Genomic DNA, 18,022 nt, shown 5'->3' with positions numbered 1-18,022 from the left:
CCCCGCCACCCCTCAGCAAGCCCGCTGTTGCTGTTGCTGTTGCTGTTGCTCCGGCTCTGAGCAGGTGCAGGGCGCAGCCCTGCCGAAACCCTCCCCAACCATGACTGCAGTCACTTGCCCGGACGCGCTGCGCTGGCGAAAGTCGAGTGGTTGACGTGATCGGCTCGGCCTGTTGCCGGCTGCACGCAAGCGAGAGAGAGAAACGCTGTGCAACGACGTGAGTTCCTGGCTTTTTCCGGTCTGGGCCTGGCGGGCCTGCTGCTGCCGCATTCCCGTGCCATCGCCGCCGAGCAGCTGCTGGCCCCGGTCGACACCCTCCAGCGCAGGCGCCTGGCGGACGTGGCGCTGGCCACCGCACGCACGGCCAAGGCCAGCTACTGCGATGTGCGCATCGGTCGCTACCTCAACCAGTCGGTCATCACCCGCGAGCACCAGGTCGGCAATGTGACCAACCGCGAATCGTCCGGTGTGGGCGTGCGGGTGATCGTCAACGGTGCCTGGGGCTTCGCCGCGACCCATCAGCAGACCGAGGCCGCCGTGCGCGCGGCGGTCGAGCAGGCTGCGGCAATCGCCCGCGCCAACGCCAGCATCCAGACCCGGCCGGTGCAGCTGGCGCCGACGCCATCGGTCGGTGAAGTGCGCTGGCAGACCCCGGTCCGCAGGAACGCGATGGCGGTGCCGATCCAGGACAAGGTCGAGCTGTTGCTGGCACTCAACGCCGCCGCGATGAATGCGGGTGCCGACTACATCAATTCGACCCTGTTCCTGGTCAACGAACAGAAGTACTTCGCCTCCAGCGACGGCTCGTTCATCGACCAGGACATCCATCGCATCTGGCTGCCGTTCACCGCCACTGCCATCGACAAGGCCAGCGGCAAGTTCCGCACCCGTGCCGGCCTGTCTTCGCCGATGGGCATGGGCTACGAGTTCCTTGATGGCGATGCGCGCGGCAAGGTGCACCTGCCCGGTGGCATCACTGCCTACCGCGATTCCTACGACCCGGTCGAGGACGCCATTGCGGCCGCCCGCCACGCGCGCGAGAAACTGAAGGCGCCGTCGGTGAAGCCCGGCAAGTACGACCTGGTGCTGGACCCGTCCAACCTGTTCCTGACCATCCACGAGAACGTCGGCCACCCGCTGGAGCTGGACCGCGTGCTCGGCTACGAAGCCAACTACGCCGGCACCAGCTTCGCCACGCTGGACAAGCGCGATGCGGGTTTCCGCTGGGGCAGCGACATCGTTACCTTCTTCGCCGACAAGACCCAGCCCGGCAGCCTCGGTGCGGTCGGCTACGACGACGAAGGCGTGAAGACCCAGCGCTGGGATCTGGTGCGCGACGGCATCCTGGTCGACTACCAGGCCACCCGCGATGAGGCCCACATCCTCGGCCGCGATGCCTCGCACGGCTGCAGCTATGCCGATTCCTGGTCCAGCGTGCAGTTCCAGCGCATGGCCAATGTCTCGCTGGCACCGGGCAAGACGCCGCTCAGCGTCGAGGACATGATCAAGGACGTGGAGAACGGCATCTACATCCACGGCCGCGGTTCGTATTCGATCGACCAGCAGCGCTACAACGCGCAGTTCGGCGGCCAGCTGTACTACCAGATCAAGGACGGAAAGATCGCCGGCATGGTCGAGGATGCGGCGTACCAGATCCGCACGCCGGAATTCTGGAATGCCTGCACCGCCATCTGCGATGAACGCGACTTCCGCCTGGGCGGTTCGTTCTTCGACGGCAAGGGCCAGCCCGGCCAGGTCTCGGCGGTCTCGCACGGATCGTCCACCACCCGCTTCAACGGCATCAACATCATCAACACCGCGCGCAGTCTCGGCGCTTGAGCCACCCATCCTTCGACATGGAGAGCAGCCTTGCAAAGACGTGACTTCCTGGCCCTGACCGGGCTTACCGCGGGCGGGCTGATCGTGCCCTCCTTCTTCGGCAAGGTGATCGCCGCCGAGCAGCTGCAGTCCAGCCTCGACCCGGCGCTGAAGAAGCGCCTGGCCGACGCCGCCCTGCAGGCCGCACGCAGCGCCGGTGCCACCTACTGCGACGTGCGCATCGGCCGCTACCTGCGGCAGTTCGTGATCACCCGCGAAGACAAGGTGCAGAACGTGGTGAACACCGAGTCCACCGGTGTTGGCATCCGCGTGATCGTCAACGGTGCCTGGGGCTTTGCCGCCACCAATGCGCTGGGCACGGCCGACGTGGCCAAGGCCGCGCAGCAGGCCGCTGCCATCGCCAAGGCCAATGCCGGCGTGCAGACTGCCCCCGTGCAGCTGGCCAAGGCACCCGGCGTGGGCGAGGTGAGCTGGAAGACGCCGATCCGCAAGAACGCGATGGAGGTACCGATCAAGGAGAAGGTCGACCTGCTGCTGGACGTCAACGCCGCAGCGCTGGGCGCCGGTGCCAGCTTCGTCAACTCGATGCTGTTCCTGGTGAACGAGCAGAAGTACTTCGCCTCCACCGATGGCTCCTACATCGACCAGGACGTGCACCGCATCTGGGCCCCGATGACGATCACCGCCATCGACAAGGCCAGCGGCAAGTTCCGTACCCGCGAAGGCCTGTCCTCGCCGATGGGCCTGGGCTACGAGTACCTGGACGGTGCGGCTGCCGGCAAGGTGGTCAGCCCGAATGGCGTGGTCAACTACAGCTCTTCCTACAACATGAAGGAAGACGCGATCGCCGCCGCCAAGCAGGCGCAGGAGAAGCTGAAGGCCCCGTCGGTGAAGCCAGGCAAGTACGACCTGGTGCTCGATCCGTCGCACACCTGGCTGACCATCCACGAGTCGATCGGCCACCCGCTGGAGCTGGACCGCGTGCTCGGCTACGAAGCCAACTACGCCGGCACCAGCTTCGCCACCCTGGACAAGCGCGAACAGCATTTCCAGTACGGCAGCGAGCTGGTCAACATCTTCGCCGACAAGACCCAGCCGGGCAGCCTCGGGGCGGTGGCGTACGACGATGAAGGCGTGAAGTGCAAGCGCTGGGACCTGATCAGCAACGGCAAGCTGGTGGACTACCAGACCATCCGCGACCAGGCCCACATCCTCGGCAAGACCGAGTCCGACGGCTGCTGCTATGCCGATTCGTGGTCCAGCGTGCAGTTCCAGCGCATGGCCAACGTATCGATGGCACCGGGCAAGAAGCCGCTGAGCGTGCCGGACCTGATCAAGGACGTGGAGAACGGCATCTACATCATCGGTGACGGTTCGTTCTCGATCGACCAGCAGCGCTACAACGCACAGTTCGGCGGCCAGCTGTTCTACGAGATCAAGAACGGCCAGATCACCCGCATGCTGGAAGACGTGGCCTACCAGATCCGCACGCCGGAGTTCTGGAATGCCTGTACCGCCGTGGCCGACGAGCGCGACTACCGCCTGGGCGGTTCGTTCTTCGACGGCAAGGGCCAGCCGGGCCAGGTCTCGGCGGTCTCGCACGGTTCGTCCACCGCGCGCTTCAACGGCATCAACGTCATCAACACCGCACGCAGCCTCGGCTGATCGGTCAGGAGCCCTTACACCATGAGTATCTTCACCGAAGCCCAGGCCAAGGCCATCCTCGACAAGGTCATTGCCCTGTCCAAGGCCGACGAGTGCACCGCCGTGCTGGCCGGCGCGATCAGCGGCAACATCCGTTTCGCGCTGAACAACGTCTCCACCAGCGGCATCGTCGACAATACCGAGCTGGCGGTCACCGTCGCCTTCGGAAAGCGCGTCGGCACGGCCTCGATCAACGAGTTCGACGACGCCGCGCTGGAACGCGTGGTGCGTCGTGCCGAAGACCTGGCCCGCCTGGCCCCGGAAAACCCGGAGTTCATGCCGGCCATCGGCAAGCAGAACTACCGCGCCAGCCCGACCTTCAGCGAATCCACCGCCGCGATCGACCCGGCGTTCCGTGCCAAGGTCGCCGCCGATTCGATCGCCCCGTGCCGTGGCCACGGCCTGATCGCCGCCGGCTTCCTCGAGGACGGCCAGGGCTTCCAGGCCACCGCCAACAGCAACGGCAACTTCGCCTACCAGCGCACCACCAACTTCGACTACACCTGCACCGTGCGCACTGAGGACGGCCGCGGTTCGGGCTGGGTTGGCCGCAACCTGAAGGATGCCGCCGACTTCAAGGCCGACCAGGACATCCGCATCGCCATGCGCAAGGCCACCGAATCGGCCGAAGCCAAGGCGCTGGAGCCGGGCAAGTACACGGTGATCCTGGAACCGGCTGCGGCCGCAGGCCTGATCAGCTTCATGATGAACTTCTTCAGTGCACGCTCGGCCGATGAAGGCCGCAGCTTCCTGTCAAAGAAGGGTGGCGGCAACAAGCTGGGCGAGCAGGTCTACGACCCGCGCGTGACCATGATCGCCGACCCGTGGCATCCGGACGCACCGGTGCTGCCGTGGGACAACGAAGGCATGCCGCGCGAGCGCATGGCGATCATCGAGAACGGCAGGATCGCCAACCTGGACTACTCGCGCTTCTGGGCCCAGAAGCAGGGCAAGACCGCCAAGGCTACGCCGGGCAACCTGCTGATGAGCGGTGGCGACAAGAGCACCGCCGAGCTGGTGCGCGGCACCCAGAAGGGCATCCTGGTCACCCGCACCTGGTACATCCGCATGGTCGATCCGCAGACCGTGCTGCTGACCGGCCTGACCCGCGACGGCACCTTCTACATCGAGAACGGCCAGATCAAGCACCCGGTAAAGAACTTCCGCTTCAACGAGTCCCCGGTGATCATGCTCAACAACATCGAAGAGCTCGGCAAGCCGGTGCGTGTGGCCGGTGATGAATCCAGCTACGTGATGATGATCCCGCCGATGAAGCTGCGCGACTTCACCTTCACCTCGCTGTCCGACGCCGTCTGATGGATCGCCGGGCCTGCCTGCGCTGGTTGGCCGCTGCCGCTTCGGCGGCGGCGCTGCCGGCCTTCGCGCAGGCAGGCCCGCGCAGTTCGCGCTACGACTTCTGGTTCACCCGCCTGCAGTACGACTCCGGTGACTGGGACGTGGACGCGCGCATGCCGTCCAACCTGATCACCTCGCTGATCGACTACACCTCGCTGCGTGTGGATCCGCAGGAACACGTGGTCGCGCTGGCCGACCCACGCATGCTGGAAGCGCCGTTCTGCTACCTGGCCGGGCACACGCTGGTGGAGTTCAACGCCGCCGAACGGCAGAACTTCGTGCGCTACGTGCGCAATGGCGGCTTCGTCTTCGTCGACGACTGCAACCATGACATCGACGGCCTGTTCGCCACCTCGTTCGAAGCGCAGATGGGCCGCCTGTTCGGCCCGAAGGCACTGCAGAAGCTGCCTAACAGCCATCCGCTCTACCGCAGCTTCTTCCGCTTCCCCGATGGCCCGCCCGCCACCAGCTTCGAACTCAACGGCTGGGGCGACGACCTGGTGCACGACTACCTGAAGGGCATCGAGGTCGATGGCCGCCTGGGCCTGCTCTACAGCAACAAGGACTACGGCTGCGAGTGGGATTACGACTGGCGCAACAAGCGCTTCCTGGCCGAAGACAACACCCGCTTCGGCGTCAACATCGTGATGTACGCGTTGAACAATTGATAGGACCCGCACGCCCATGACCACCCCCGACCTCGATTCCCTGCTGCCGCGCCTGGATGAGCTGCGCGCCGCGCTCGCACGCGCGGTGGTGGGCCAGCATACGGTGGTCGAGCAGCTGCTGATCGGCCTGCTGGCCGGCGGCCACTGCCTGCTGGAGGGTGCGCCCGGGCTCGGCAAGACCCTGCTGGTGCGCTCGCTCGGGCAGGCGCTGGAACTGCAGTTCCGGCGCGTTCAGTTCACTCCGGACCTGATGCCCAGCGATATCCTCGGCACCGAGCTGCTGGAGGAAGACCACGGCACCGGCCACCGCCATTTCCGCTTCCAGCAGGGCCCGATCTTCACCCACCTGCTGCTGGCCGACGAACTCAATCGCACTCCGCCCAAGACCCAGGCCGCACTGCTGGAAGCGATGCAGGAACGCACGGTCAGCTACGCCGGCACCACCTACGCACTGCCCGCGCCGTTCTTCGTGCTGGCCACGCAGAACCCGATCGAGCAGGCCGGCACCTACCCGCTGCCGGAAGCACAGCTGGACCGCTTCCTGCTGCACGTGCTGGTCGATTACCCCAGCGAAGACGAGGAGCGGCAGATCCTGGAACAGACCACCGGTAACGCCACCGACGCGGTGCCGAAGGTGATGGATGCCGAAGCGGTCATCGCACTGCAGGCTGCGGTGCGCCAGGTGCACGTCAGCCCCGATGTGCTGGCCTGGATCACCCGGCTGGTGCGCGCCAGCCGGCCCGGCGAAGGCGCGCCGGCAGCAATCAACCAGTGGGTGAAATGGGGCGCCGGCCCGCGCGCCGGGCAGTCGCTGGTGCTCGCTTCGAAGGCGCGCGCACTGCTGCAGGGCCGCTTCGCCGCCACCCGCGAGGATGTGCAGGCACTTGCCGCGCCGGTGATGCGCCATCGCCTGCTGCTGTCGTTTGCCGCCGAGGCCGAGCAGAAGCGTGCCGACGACGTGGTCGCCGCCCTGCTGCAGGCCGTGCCGTTCCCGGGTTGATCCACGCGTGAACGCTGGTACGCCGTTGACCCTGCCACCCGAACTGCGCGCGCGCCTGCGCCTGCTGCGGTTGCGGCCGCGCCTGGCCAGCGGCGCCAGTGGCATCGGCCAGCACGCCAGCCGCAGCCGCGGTGCCGGCCTGGAATTCGCCCAGTACCGGGCCTACGAGCCGGGCGACGAACTGCGACAGATCGACTGGAAGCTGTACGCACGCTCGGACCGCTTCTTCGTGCGTGAATCCGAACGCGAGAGCCCGATCACGGTCTGGCTCCTGCTCGATGCCACCGCTTCAGCCGGCCAGGCCGATCGCGCGGCACCGCAGCACACGCGCCTGGACCACATGCGCGGCGTTGCCGCCTGCCTGGTCGAACTGGCCCTGCAGCAGGGCGACCGTTTCGGCTTGCTGGCGATCAATGGCGATGGACTGCAGCTGGTGCCCGCAGCGAACGGCGCACGCCAGCGTGACCGCGTGCATCTTCAACTGCATGCGCTGCAGGCGCGCGGCGGCTGGCCTGCGGCGGATCGACTGCGGCCCCTGTGGGAGCGCGTGCGCCCGGGCGACCTGCTGCTGGCGGTCGGTGATGGCTTCGACGAGGCCGGCATCGTGCTGCTGGAGCAACTGGCCAGCGCGCGCCGCGAAGTGGCCCTGCTGCAGATCCTGACCGCCGACGAGCGCGACTTCCCGTTCGACGCCGGCCATCGCTTCCGCGACCCGGAGACCGGCGAGGAACTGCTGGGCGATGGCGCGGCGATCCGCGCCGACTATCTGCGCCGCTTCGCCGATGCACGCGGCGCATTGCAATCGCGCCTGCAGGCCAGCGGCATCGCCAGTGCCACCGGCTGGCTCGACCAACCGTTGGACCAGCCGCTGCAGGCACTGTTTGCCCGTGGGGGCGGCGGATGAACCTGCTGTTCCCGCTCGGCCTGGCTGCGCTCGCCGCATGGCTGCTGCCGCTGCTGATCCACCTCGCCCGCCGCCATCCGTACACACCGCTGGATTTCGCCGCGCTGCGCTGGCTGCGTGCACAGATCCGGCCGCGCCAGCGCATCCGCTTCGATGACTGGCCGTTGCTGCTGGTGCGCCTGCTGTTGCTGGCCGCGCTGGCCTTGCTGCTGGCACGACCTGCATTGACCGGACCTGCGCCAGCCCCCACCGCGTGGACGGTTGTTGCTCCAGGGCTGGACGCGACCGCACTACGCGGCACCGCCGAAGCGGGCAACTGGCATTGGCTGGCGCCCGGCTTCCCGGCCATTGATCAAGTGCCACCTGCATCCACTGTATCCCTGCCCAGCCTGCTGCGCGAACTGGACGCACAGCTGCCCGCCGGCACCGCATTGACCGTGCACGTTCCCGATCCCCTGCCCGGCCTGGATGGCGCCCGCCTGCAGCTGTCGCGCGAGGTGCAGTGGCGCCCGCAGCCGATGCCGGTCACTGCGCAACCGCGTGCCGCAACGGCGCCGCGCCTGCGCGTGTACAGCGATGCTTCGGCCACCGCCCAGCACTGGTTGAATGCACTGCAGCGCGCGTGGGGCGTGCAGGCGCCGCTCGCTCCTCTGGTGGCGGATGCCCTGCCCGAACGCGGCCAGATCGGCGTATGGAGCCGCGGCGGCGCACTGCCGGCGAACTGGCAGGCGTGGCTGCAAGACGGTGGACGTGTCGTGACTGCCGGCAAGCCTGCCGCCGAGGCCAACGTCCTGCTGCGCAACGCCGAGGGCACCCCGCTGCTGTGGCAACAGCGCATCGGCCACGGGGTCCTGCTGTCACTGCCCGGCGACTGGGATGCCACCGGCAACGCTGCGCTGCGCGATCCGCGCCTGCCGCGTGCCCTGCTGCTGGCCCTGCAGCCGCCTCAACCGCCGCGCATCGGCGATGCACGGGATCACGCCCCCCGCCGGGCGGCACTGCCTGCAGCAACGCCGCCGCTGCGCGAGCCCACCCCGTGGCTGCTGCTGGCCATCGTGCTGCTGTTCGCGCTGGAACGCTGGATGGCCAGCAGTGCCCGTCGCAGGGGGCGCGCATGAGTACGCTGCAACATGGCTGGCAGCGCGCGCGTCGTCGAAGCGCCCTCATCATCCTGCTGCTGGGCCTGCCATGGGCGTTGGCCGCAACGGTGCTGGCCCTGCGCCTGGCAGGCTTCGACATCGCCTGCGTGGTCGGCACGATCAGCCTGCTCGCCTGCGCAGCCCTCGCCACCGCGCGTGCCCGCCAGTTGGACCGGCAGTGGTTGCAGCGCCAGCTCAATGGCAGCGGCGCCAGCGAGGACAGCGCCGACCTGTTGTTCGCCGATGCCACCAGGCTCAATCCGCTGCAGCAGCGCCAGCGTGCGCATGTGCTGGCCACGCTGGAACGCGCGATGCCGGAGCTGCGTCCGCGCTGGCCGCGCAGGGCATTGGCCCTGAACTGGATCGCAGGCCTGGCCATCGTTGCGCTGGCATTCGGCTGGCCGCGTTCGAATCCCAGCTCCGCGCCTGCCCGCACGTCGGCGCCTGGCAGCACGGCCGCCTCAGGTCCGCTTCACCTGCAGTCCGCCCGCCTGCGTATCGACGCGCCGGCCTATACCGGGCAGGCCACGCTCACCCAGAACGCACTGGATGCCAAGGTCGCCGCCGACAGCCGGCTGTCGTGGTCATTGCGTTTCGACCGCGCGCCGGACAAGGCATGGCTGCAGTTCCATGATGGCCGCCGGCTGCCGCTGAGCGAACATGATGGCCAATGGCAGGCACAGGACGTGGCGCGCACGCCGGTGCTGTACCGCGTGGTGAGCGAACCGGCCCTGGCCGAAACCCGCCTGCATCGCCTGGACGTGGTCGCCGACCGCGCACCCAGCGTGCGCGTGCTGGCGCCGGCCGCCAGCCTGGTGCTGGGCACGCCCGGGCAACGGCAATGGGCGCTGCGCTTCGAGGCCAGCGATGACTACGGCGTAGCCACGCAGGCAACGCTGTCGATCACCGCCACACAGGGCAGCGGCGAGAACATCACCTTCGTTCGCCGCAGCGTCGGCCTCACCGGCAGTGGCGAGGCGACTGCCCGGCGATTCGCGCACACCCTCGACCTGGCCGCGCTGGGCGCACAGCCGGGCAACGATGTGATCGCCCAGCTGGAAGTACGCGACAACCACACGCCCGCGCCGCAGACCGGGCGCAGCAGCAGCGTGATCCTGCGACTGCCCAGCGCCGAGGTTGCACTCGGTGCCGAACTGGAAGGCCGCATCAAGAAGGCCCTGCCCGCTTACTTCCGCAGCCAACGGCAGATCATCATCGATGCCGAAGCGCTGATCCGGCAGCGACGCAGCCTTGCCGCCGAGGACGTCGTGAAGCGCAGCGATGCGATCGGCGTCGACCAGCGCATCCTGCGCCTGCGCTATGGCCAGTTCCTGGGCGAGGAGAGCGAGGGCGCACCCAAGCCACCGCCGACCAGCGACCTTCCCACCAGCGATGCACCGGCTGCAGACAGCCACGACGACGATCATGATCACGACCATGGCGCGGAAGCGCACGCGCACGCGCACGACGAGCATGGCCACGATCACGGCGGCAAGGCGGCCAATGCCGATGCGCCACCGGTGTTCGGCAGCGCCACCGATGTGCTCTCCGAATACGGCCACACCCATGACCATGCCGAGGCCGCGACCCTGCTCGACCCGCAGACCCGCGCCACGCTGAAGGCCGCGCTGGACCAGATGTGGTCAGCCGAAGGCGAGCTGCGCCAGGGCCGGCCGGAGCAGGCGTTGCCGTTTGCCTACAAGGCGCTGGCTTTCATCAAGCAGGTGCAGCAGGCCGAACGCATCTACCTGGCCCGGGTCGGGCCGGAGCTGCCACCGATCGATGAAGGCCGCCGGCTGGGCGGCGACCGCGCCGGACTGGCCAGTCGTGAACTGCCGCTGGCCGCACGCACGCCGCCCGATCCAGCCATCGTCGAAGCCTGGCAGCGCCTCGGCGATGACACGGCAACGCCCGATCTCGATGCACTCGCCAGCTGGCAGCAGCGCAATGCCGCCTACCTGCCCGACGCACTCGATCTGGCTGCCGCCATCGAGCAGCTACGCATCGAGCCCGGTTGCCGCGACTGCCGCCAGCGCCTGCGCGCGCAGCTGTGGCGGGCGCTGCAGCGACCACTGCCGCAGGCAATGCGGCGCAACGGCGCCGATGCGATGGGGCAGCGGTACCTTGACGCGCTGGAGGCGCAGCCATGAACGCCTCCGCTGTGAACCCGTGGATTGCGCTGGCACTCGCCTTGATCGTGGTCATCGCCAGCGTGCGCCAGCTGCGTGGCAATGCCACGCGCCGTGGCCACCAGTGGATCGTGATCGGACTGCAGCTGATCGCTGCCGCGCTGCTGTACTTCTGCCTGGCCCCCCCCACCCGCCAGCAGCCCGCAGTCGGCCTGGTCGTGCTGGGAATCGATGCCGGCAAAGCCGGCGCGCTGCCGGCCAGCGCAGGCCCGCTGCTGCTGTTGCCGGAAGCTACCGATGTGCCCGGCGGCCTGCGCGTGCCGGACCTGGCCACAGCGCTGCGCCAGCACCCCGCCTCCACGCTGACGCTGGTGGGTGCCGGCCTGGTCGCGCGTGACCGCGACGCGGTACTGCCACGCGACGTGCGTTGGCAGCCGGCAGTACCGCGGCGCGGTTGGGTCGCCATGCAGCCCCCCGCCGACGCTGCGCCCGGCGCGCGCTTCGACGTGCATGCACAGGCGCGCGGTGTCGCCAGGGCCAGGGCGGAACTGCTCGATCCCGCCGGCAGCGTGGTGGATCGCGTGGACGTTGCCGAGGACGGCCACGTGCAGCTCAGTGGCATCACGCGTGCCGAAGGCCGCAGCGTGTTCCAGCTGCGCCTGCTCGATGCCGAGGGTCACGTGGTGGACAGCGCGCCGGTACCGCAGCAGACCCTGCCGGCGGCACCACTGCGCCTGCTGGTGCGTGCCAGTGCGCCGGGCCCGGAGCTGAAGTACCTGCGCCGCTGGGCCACCGATACCGGCATCCGCGTGCAGGTGCAGGCCGATACCGGGGCGGGCGTCAGCCTTGGAGATGGCGTGGTCGCCCTGGATGCAGCATCACTCGCGCGCAGCGACCTGCTGCTGCTGGACGAGCGCAGCCTGGCCGCATTGAGTGCTGGCCAGCTCACCGCCGTGCGACAGGCGATGCGCGACGGGCTCGGCGTTCTGGTGCGTAGTGCAGGCGCACCTGCAGCCAGCGCTCGCCAGCGCCTGCGCGACCTGGGTCTGCCGGTGCAAGGCGATGGCAGCAGCCACGCCCTCGAACTTCCCGGCGACGGCGACAGCGCGGTCCTCGCCGCACGACGTGGCCCGCTCGCCGCGGGTACGCTGCCGACCGGCTACGGTGAAGAGGCCGACCGCAGCTCGCACGATGCTCCCCTGCCTGCGCTGGAAGCACTCGCGCTACAGGCACCGGGCAGCAACGCCCTGCTGCAGGATGCCACGGGCAAGGCTGTCGGCGGCTGGCGCGCTACCGGCAAGGGCCGCATCGGCCTGCTGCCAATCACCGACAGCTGGCGCTGGGTGCTGGCCGGGCGCGATGACCGCCACGGTGAACTCTGGAGCGGCGTGGTTGCCACGCTGGCGCGAGCACAGGGCAGCGGCGATGCGCTGTGGTCGCCGCAGCCGATCACCTGGGCGGGCGAACGGCAGGCGCTGTGCGGCGTGCAGGCGCCACTGCGGGTCTTCAACGCACGCGGCGAAAGTGTGCCCCTGATCGTCGACGGCGCGACATCGCCCCTGCGCTGCGCCGGCTGGTGGCCGCGCGAGGCGGGCTGGCAGCGCCTGCAACACGGCGACATCACGATCTGGCGCTATGTGTTCGACCCGAAGGACGCACCTGCACTGCATCGGCAGGCGATGATCGATGCGACCACGCATGCACTGGTATCCAGCACGCCGGCAAACACGTCGGTGATGAAGCCCGTGCCGGGCTCGCGCTGGCCATGGTGGCTGGCGTTCGTGCTCTGTGCATCGCTGCTGTGGTGGCTGGAGCGGCGGCGCTGAGCCCACCGATCGGATCGCAAACAGCATCCACGCATGGCGTGGATCTACTGACTGCACCGGGTCGGATCCCTTTCGTCCACGAAAGGGCTCTGACCCCATCCGTCATGCGCCCTTCAACGCTTGCCAGCGCGCCGGTACACGCCATTGAAGCGCACGTTCATGCCGCCGCACTCGCTGTTGTCAGCCACGACCAGTACCTCACCCAGCGAGTGCACCCGCACCTTGCAGGTGTCTTCAACGAATTCCACATCGGCGCCGCGCGGCGTCGCGCGCGCTTCCACCTGGCCCAGGTTCGGCCCATACGGGCGCTGTTCCGGCGTCGGGTTGGCAGAGGGCCAGTAGGCATCGCCTTCCACGTGCAGCTGCCCACCCTGCACCGAAATCTGCAGACCGTTATCGCCATCCTTCCAGTGGCCCGTCCAGTCCTGCAGCATTGGCACGGCCACCGGCAACGGCTGCAGCTTGCTGCGGTCGACCCAGCCGGCGCTGCCGCCCACCTTGTTCGGGAAGAACGCGCAGCGGTAGCGGCCCAGGTCGCGACCGGTCACCACCGTATCGCCGGTGACCACGTAGCTACGCTGGCGGCAGGCTGGCTCGCCTTTTTCCGGGCAGCCGTCCATGTCGCCGAGCAGGTACAGGCGCGGCGCATCGACCACGCGTGCCAGCGCGAACCGGCTCTGTTCAGAGGGGAACGCGCCGTTGCGGCAGGCGCCATCACCAGCAATGCCGGCAGCGAAGGCAGACGCCGGCAGCGATGCAGCCAGCAGGCAGAACGAACGCAGAGACATGGCGGCGCTACCGATGGAGGGACCGGCAGGATATACCGGCCTACTTCACCGGCGGTGCGGCGCAGCCTTGCTGCTCCTGGCAGAACTGCAACGCGCGCCGCTGCTGCTCAGCGCTCAGCTCCGGCGGTGGCCGGGCAATGGCGGACTGGATCTGGTCGGGGCCGCCGGTGAGCTTGTTCAGGCCCCGGCCCGCCGCCAGCACGCCCTTGACCACGCCCATCATGATGTAGCCGCCGCCCATGCTGACCTGCTCTGGCGACGGTGGCTCGCTCCAGTCGCGGCTGAAGCGGTTGTCGCCGAACTTCACCGGGTTCTTGAAGCGGTACAGGTCCAGCGGCTCGTCATCGGGCTTGAGCGCACGCACTTCGCCGAGGGTGGTGACGTTGTCCTGCGGCAAGGTGGTGGAGATCGGTGCGGTGGTTGCAGCCGGCGCATCTGCAGGGAGAGCGGGCGCTGGATCGGGCGCCGCTATCGGCGTGGCCTGCTGTGCCTGCGCGATGCCGGCCAGCAACAGGCCGGCCAGGAGTGCTCCCTGCGTTCCACGTCGTGCCACAGCCATCCACCCTGTTGGTTGCGTCCAGCGCTCAAGGATACGGATGCCGGCTTCAGATTTCGTTGCTGCACCGGTGGCTGTTCAGCCAGGGGAGATCCGGCACTGCCGCCGCCACCGCAATGAACAGTTCACTCCGTCCGATGCCGAAGTCTCACATCCTGAGACGTGGATGTGGTGCCATGTGACCCCTCGCAATCCGTCCCGGCTCCACTTTCCATGGCTTACGAACTCGCCAAGCGCACCGCCGATGCCGAGCAGAAGCTCGCCACCCGCGATGGCCTGCCCGCCCGCGACGGCGCCCTGCTCAGCGCGCGCCTGCAGCGCCGCTACCAGGACCGCATCACCGGCAGCTTCACCATTCCCGGTCGCGAGGGCCGCTACGCACCCATTCCCGATGCGGTACCGCCTGCCCTGGCCGCGGCCCTGAAGGCACGTGGCATCGAGCAGCTCTACAGCCACCAGGCCGAGGCCTGGGAGGCCAGCCAGCGTGGCGAGCACGTGGCCATCGTCACCCCCACCGCCAGCGGCAAGTCGCTGTGCTACACCCTGCCGGTGGTCAGCGCGGCGATGCAGGACAACGCCAAGGCGCTGTACCTGTTCCCGACCAAGGCGCTGGCCCAGGACCAGGTGGCCGAGCTGCTGGAACTCAACCGTGCCGGCGACCTGGGCGTAAAGGCCTTCACCTTCGACGGCGACACCCCCGGCGATGCGCGGCAGGCGATCCGCCTGCATGGCGACATCGTGGTGTCCAACCCGGACATGCTGCACCAGGCGATCCTGCCGCATCACACCAAGTGGGCGCAGTTCTTCGAGAACCTGCGCTACATCGTCATCGACGAAGTGCATACCTACCGCGGCGTGTTCGGCAGCCACGTCACCAACGTGCTGCGCCGGCTCAAGCGCATCTGCGCGTTCTACGGCGTGCAACCGCAGTTCATCCTGTGCTCGGCCACCATCGGCAATCCGCAGGCGCATGCCGAGGCGTTGATCGAGGCACCGGTGACCGCCATCACCGAATCCGGCGCGCCCAGCGGACCGAAACAGGTGCTGCTGTGGAACCCACCGGTGATCAACCCGGACCTGGGCCTGCGCGCGTCGGCGCGCTCGCAGAGCAACCGCATCGCGCGCATCGCGATCAAGTCCGGGCTGAAGACCCTGGTGTTCGCGCAGACCCGGTTGATGGTCGAGGTGCTGACCAAGTACTTGAAGGACATCTTCGACCACGACCCGCGCAAGCCGCCCCGCATCCGTGCCTACCGTGGTGGTTACCTGCCCACCGAGCGCCGCGAGACCGAGCGTGCGATGCGTGCCGGCACCATCGACGGCATCGTCAGCACCTCGGCGCTGGAACTGGGCGTGGATATCGGCAGCCTGGACGTGGTCATCCTCAACGGCTACCCCGGCAGCGTGGCCGCCACCTGGCAGCGCTTCGGCCGTGCCGGCCGCCGCCAGCAGCCGGCCCTGGGGGTGATGGTGGCCAGTTCGCAGCCGCTGGACCAGTACGTGGTGCGGCACCCGGATTTCTTTGCCGAGGCCTCGCCCGAACATGCACGCATCGCACCGGACCAGCCGCTGATCCTGTTCGACCACATCCGCTGCGCGGCCTTCGAGCTGCCGTTCCGGGTCGGCGATGGCTTCGGCCCGATCGACCCGGAAGTATTCCTGGAAGCGCTGGCCGAAACCGAAGTGATCCACCGCGAAGGCGAGCGCTGGGAATGGATCGCCGACAGCTACCCGGCCAACGCGGTCAGCCTGCGTGCCGTGGCCGATGGCAACTTCGTGGTGGTCGACCGCAGCGATGGCCGCCAGCAGATCATCGCCGAGGTCGACTATTCCGCCGCCGCGCTGACCCTGTACGAGGGTGCGATCCACATGGTGCAGTCCACCCCGTACCAGGTGGAAACGCTCGATTGGGACGGCCGCAAGGCCTACGTCACCCGCACCCACGTGGACTACTACACCGACAGCATCGACTTCACCAAGCTCAAGGTGCTGGACCGTTTCGATGGTGGCGTGGCCGGCCGGGGCGATTCGCACCATGGCGAAGTGCACGTGGTGCGGCGCGTGGCCGGCTACAAGAAGATCCGCTACTACACCCACGAGAACATCGGCTACGGGCCGGTGAACCTGCCCGACCAGGAACTGCACACCACGGCGGTGTGGTGGCAGCTGCCGCAGGCGCTGCTGCTGCGCGCCTTCGCCAGCAAGCAGGATGCGCTGGATGGTTTCCTCGGCGCGGCCTACGCGCTGCACATCGTCGCCACCGTGGCGGTGATGGCCGATGCGCGCGACCTGCAGAAGTCAGTCGGCAACGGCGATGGTTCCTGGTTCGCGATTGCCGACCAGAGCGGGCGTGGCCAGCTGCGCGGCAGCGAGGGTGACCCCGGCGTGGTGGAGCTGCTGCAGGAGTTCGTGCCGACCGTCTATCTGTACGACAACTTCCCCGGCGGCGTCGGCCTCAGCGAGCCGTTGTGGCAGCGCCAGGCCGAGCTGGTGCAGCGCGCGCGCGAACTGGTGCAGCGCTGCGACTGCAAGGCCGGTTGCCCGGCCTGTGTCGGCCCGGTGCTGGCCGCACAGGAAGAGGATGAGACCTCTCCGCGCGCGCTGGCGCTGCGCGTGCTCGACCTGTTCGATGCCGAGGCCTGCCAGCACGTACCCGACGTGGTGGTGGCCGCGCGCGACCCGATGGAGCTGCTGGCCCCGTGAGCCTGAGCCTGGATAAGCTGCGCCTGCTGCGGAAGCAGGCCGGCGACCCGAAAGCAGTTGCGCCGGCGGCACCGGAGCCGCCGGCCGCAGCGCCCGCCCCGGTAGCCGCCAACGATGCACAGCAGCCACCAGCGGAGCGATCGGTGTTCGCCTGGGTCGAACAGGAAATCCGCCACAAGCCGACCGGCGCTGCCGCGCCTGTGGCGGCCCCCGCACCGTTGCGTCGACCGGAAGTGGGCAGCCTGCACCGCCTGCTCGGCCTGCGCTCGCGGGGTGGAGCCGCACCGGCACGCGCCAGTGCGCAGGATCGCCAGCTTCCCGGTGAGGAAATCGCACCGGGCCTGTTCCTGATCGAATCGCTGCTGCCGCAGCCGATTCCCGCAGAACCGCTTTCCCTGGCTTTCGCCAAGCGCGAGCACGTCGCCGCGCGCGACCTGCTGTTCTTCGATACCGAGACCACCGGCCTGGCCGGCGGCACCGGCACCCGTGCCTTCATGATCGGTGCCGCCGACTGGCATGTGTGCCCGCAACGCGGCGAGGGCCTGCGCATCCGCCAGTTGCTGATGTCGACGATGGCCGCCGAGGACGCGATGCTCGCCACCTTCGCCCGCTGGCTGCAGCCGTCCACCGTGTTCTGCAGCTACAACGGCCGCAGCTACGATGCGCCACTACTGAAGGCACGCTACCGGCTGGCCCGCCAGCGTTGCCCGATCAGCGCGCTGGATCACGTCGACCTGCTCTATCCGACCCGCCGTCGCTATCGCGGCACGTGGGAGAACTGCAAGCTGTCCACCATCGAACGCCAGCTGCTGCGCGTGGTGCGCGAGGACGACCTGCCTGGCTCCGAAGCCCCGGGCGCCTGGCTGCGCTTCCTGCGCGGAGGCGACGCGGTGAACCTGCGCCGGGTGGCCGACCACAACCACCAGGACGTGGTGACCCTGGCCCTGCTGCTGCAGCGGCTGGTACGGGAAGAACAACGCGAACGCGAAACCCTGGCGCTGGTCGGGCAGTAGGCGTTGACGCGGCCTGACGGTGGCAGCGGTGACACTGCCGCCACCATCCATGCCTGGAGCCCGACGATGCGCCTCAATCCCCTTGCCCTGCTCGCCATCCTGCCGCTGGCCGCCTGCAGCCACGCCGGCAGCAGCGCCACCCACGATGCCGCGCCAGCACCCGTGGCCGACGCCACGCACGAATGCAGGCCGGAGGCGCTGGAAGCCTTCACCGGCAAGACCGCCGACGAGGCCACGATCAAGAAGCTGGTGGCCGACAGCGGCGCCCGCAACGCGCGCGTGGTCAAGCCGGGCATGGCGGTAACCATGGACTTCCGCCAGGACCGCGTGACCGTGCAGGTGGATGCACAGAACCGGATCGAGCGCGCCAGCTGCGGCTGATGTTCCCAGGGTAGTG

Annotated in this window: 14 protein-coding genes; 12 read left to right on the top strand and 2 right to left on the bottom strand. The window is 68.6% G+C overall.

What is annotated here, in order from left to right:
* Nucleotides 1–207: 207 nt before the first annotated feature.
* Genes V3B30_RS22650 through V3B30_RS22610 form a run of 9 tightly spaced genes read left to right on the top strand, consistent with a single transcriptional unit; the run spans nt 208 to nt 12,565 of the window.
* Nucleotides 208–1,839: a TldD/PmbA family protein gene (locus V3B30_RS22650; RefSeq protein WP_262084073.1), complete on the top strand. Its 1,632-nt coding sequence runs from the start codon at nt 208–210 to the stop codon at nt 1,837–1,839.
* A 30-nt stretch (nt 1,840–1,869) separates the two neighbouring features.
* Nucleotides 1,870–3,504 carry a TldD/PmbA family protein gene (locus V3B30_RS22645; RefSeq protein WP_262084074.1) on the top strand — a complete coding sequence of 545 codons (1,635 nt, stop codon included), beginning with the start codon at nt 1,870–1,872 and terminating at the stop codon, nt 3,502–3,504.
* Nucleotides 3,505–3,525: 21 nt separating this feature from the next.
* Nucleotides 3,526–4,860, top strand: a complete 1,335-nt coding sequence (locus tag V3B30_RS22640; RefSeq protein WP_154261856.1) for a TldD/PmbA family protein — start codon at nt 3,526–3,528, stop codon at nt 4,858–4,860.
* Nucleotides 4,860–5,567, top strand: a complete 708-nt coding sequence (locus tag V3B30_RS22635; RefSeq protein ID WP_043400817.1) for a DUF4159 domain-containing protein — start codon at nt 4,860–4,862, stop codon at nt 5,565–5,567. The genes V3B30_RS22640 and V3B30_RS22635 overlap by 1 nt, the downstream gene beginning before the upstream one ends.
* Nucleotides 5,568–5,583: 16 nt before the next feature.
* A complete protein-coding gene (locus V3B30_RS22630; RefSeq protein ID WP_262084075.1) occupies nt 5,584–6,567 on the top strand; it encodes a MoxR family ATPase in 984 nt (327 codons plus the stop codon).
* Nucleotides 6,568–6,574: 7 nt separating this feature from the next.
* Nucleotides 6,575–7,471, top strand: a complete 897-nt coding sequence (locus tag V3B30_RS22625; RefSeq protein WP_262084076.1) for a DUF58 domain-containing protein — start codon at nt 6,575–6,577, stop codon at nt 7,469–7,471.
* The gene (locus tag V3B30_RS22620; RefSeq protein ID WP_262084077.1) at nt 7,468–8,589 is read left to right on the top strand and encodes a BatA domain-containing protein; all 1,122 of its coding nucleotides are present in this window, start codon (nt 7,468–7,470) and stop codon (nt 8,587–8,589) included. Before V3B30_RS22625 ends, V3B30_RS22620 begins: the two co-directional genes overlap by 4 nt.
* Entirely contained in the window at nt 8,586–10,760 is a 2,175-nt protein-coding gene (locus V3B30_RS22615) for a DUF4175 domain-containing protein (RefSeq protein WP_262084078.1), read from the top strand. Before V3B30_RS22620 ends, V3B30_RS22615 begins: the two co-directional genes overlap by 4 nt.
* The gene (locus V3B30_RS22610) at nt 10,757–12,565 is read left to right on the top strand and encodes a hypothetical protein (RefSeq protein ID WP_262084079.1); all 1,809 of its coding nucleotides are present in this window, start codon (nt 10,757–10,759) and stop codon (nt 12,563–12,565) included. The genes V3B30_RS22615 and V3B30_RS22610 overlap by 4 nt, the downstream gene beginning before the upstream one ends.
* Nucleotides 12,566–12,678: 113 nt before the next feature.
* Here the strand turns inward: V3B30_RS22610 and V3B30_RS22605 are convergent, their stop codons facing one another.
* Together V3B30_RS22605 and V3B30_RS22600 are read right to left on the bottom strand one after the other, a co-directional pair.
* On the bottom strand, nt 12,679–13,353 hold the full coding sequence (locus V3B30_RS22605) for a hypothetical protein (protein ID WP_262084080.1): 675 nt from the start codon (nt 13,351–13,353) through the stop codon (nt 12,679–12,681).
* 40 nt (nt 13,354–13,393) lie between these two features.
* Nucleotides 13,394–13,912, bottom strand: a complete 519-nt coding sequence (locus tag V3B30_RS22600; RefSeq protein ID WP_262084081.1) for a hypothetical protein — start codon at nt 13,910–13,912, stop codon at nt 13,394–13,396.
* 210 nt (nt 13,913–14,122) lie between these two features.
* Here V3B30_RS22600 and V3B30_RS22595 point away from each other — a divergent pair, with 210 nt between their 5' ends.
* The 3 genes from V3B30_RS22595 to V3B30_RS22585 all read left to right on the top strand — a co-directional run bounded on the left by V3B30_RS22595 (nt 14,123) and on the right by V3B30_RS22585 (nt 18,006).
* Nucleotides 14,123–16,612: a DEAD/DEAH box helicase gene (locus V3B30_RS22595; RefSeq protein WP_262084082.1), complete on the top strand. Its 2,490-nt coding sequence runs from the start codon at nt 14,123–14,125 to the stop codon at nt 16,610–16,612.
* Entirely contained in the window at nt 16,609–17,625 is a 1,017-nt protein-coding gene (locus tag V3B30_RS22590) for a ribonuclease H-like domain-containing protein (protein ID WP_262084083.1), read from the top strand. The genes V3B30_RS22595 and V3B30_RS22590 overlap by 4 nt, the downstream gene beginning before the upstream one ends.
* A 66-nt stretch (nt 17,626–17,691) precedes the next feature.
* On the top strand, nt 17,692–18,006 hold the full coding sequence (locus V3B30_RS22585) for an I78 family peptidase inhibitor (protein ID WP_262084084.1): 315 nt from the start codon (nt 17,692–17,694) through the stop codon (nt 18,004–18,006).
* Nucleotides 18,007–18,022 lie beyond the last annotated feature (16 nt).

The organism is Stenotrophomonas sp. SMYL41 (assembly GCF_036319965.1).
GTDB lineage: Bacteria > Pseudomonadota > Gammaproteobacteria > Xanthomonadales > Xanthomonadaceae > Stenotrophomonas > Stenotrophomonas maltophilia_R.
This window is presented reverse-complemented; position numbering and strand designations above follow the sequence as displayed.

What these genes read in the sequence shown, in the direction of transcription:
- V3B30_RS22640 (WP_154261856.1), top strand. Translation starts at nt 3,526, where the DNA reads ATGAGTATCTTCACCGAAGCCCAGGCCAAGGCCATCCTCGACAAGGTC.
- V3B30_RS22605 (WP_262084080.1), bottom strand. Translation starts at nt 13,353, where the DNA reads ATGTCTCTGCGTTCGTTCTGCCTGCTGGCTGCATCGCTGCCGGCGTCT.
- V3B30_RS22585 (WP_262084084.1), top strand. Translation starts at nt 17,692, where the DNA reads ATGCGCCTCAATCCCCTTGCCCTGCTCGCCATCCTGCCGCTGGCCGCC.
- V3B30_RS22600 (WP_262084081.1), bottom strand. Translation starts at nt 13,912, where the DNA reads ATGGCTGTGGCACGACGTGGAACGCAGGGAGCACTCCTGGCCGGCCTG.
- V3B30_RS22635 (WP_043400817.1), top strand. Translation starts at nt 4,860, where the DNA reads ATGGATCGCCGGGCCTGCCTGCGCTGGTTGGCCGCTGCCGCTTCGGCG.
- V3B30_RS22630 (WP_262084075.1), top strand. Translation starts at nt 5,584, where the DNA reads ATGACCACCCCCGACCTCGATTCCCTGCTGCCGCGCCTGGATGAGCTG.
- V3B30_RS22620 (WP_262084077.1), top strand. Translation starts at nt 7,468, where the DNA reads ATGAACCTGCTGTTCCCGCTCGGCCTGGCTGCGCTCGCCGCATGGCTG.
- V3B30_RS22615 (WP_262084078.1), top strand. Translation starts at nt 8,586, where the DNA reads ATGAGTACGCTGCAACATGGCTGGCAGCGCGCGCGTCGTCGAAGCGCC.
- V3B30_RS22595 (WP_262084082.1), top strand. Translation starts at nt 14,123, where the DNA reads ATGGCTTACGAACTCGCCAAGCGCACCGCCGATGCCGAGCAGAAGCTC.
- V3B30_RS22610 (WP_262084079.1), top strand. Translation starts at nt 10,757, where the DNA reads ATGAACGCCTCCGCTGTGAACCCGTGGATTGCGCTGGCACTCGCCTTG.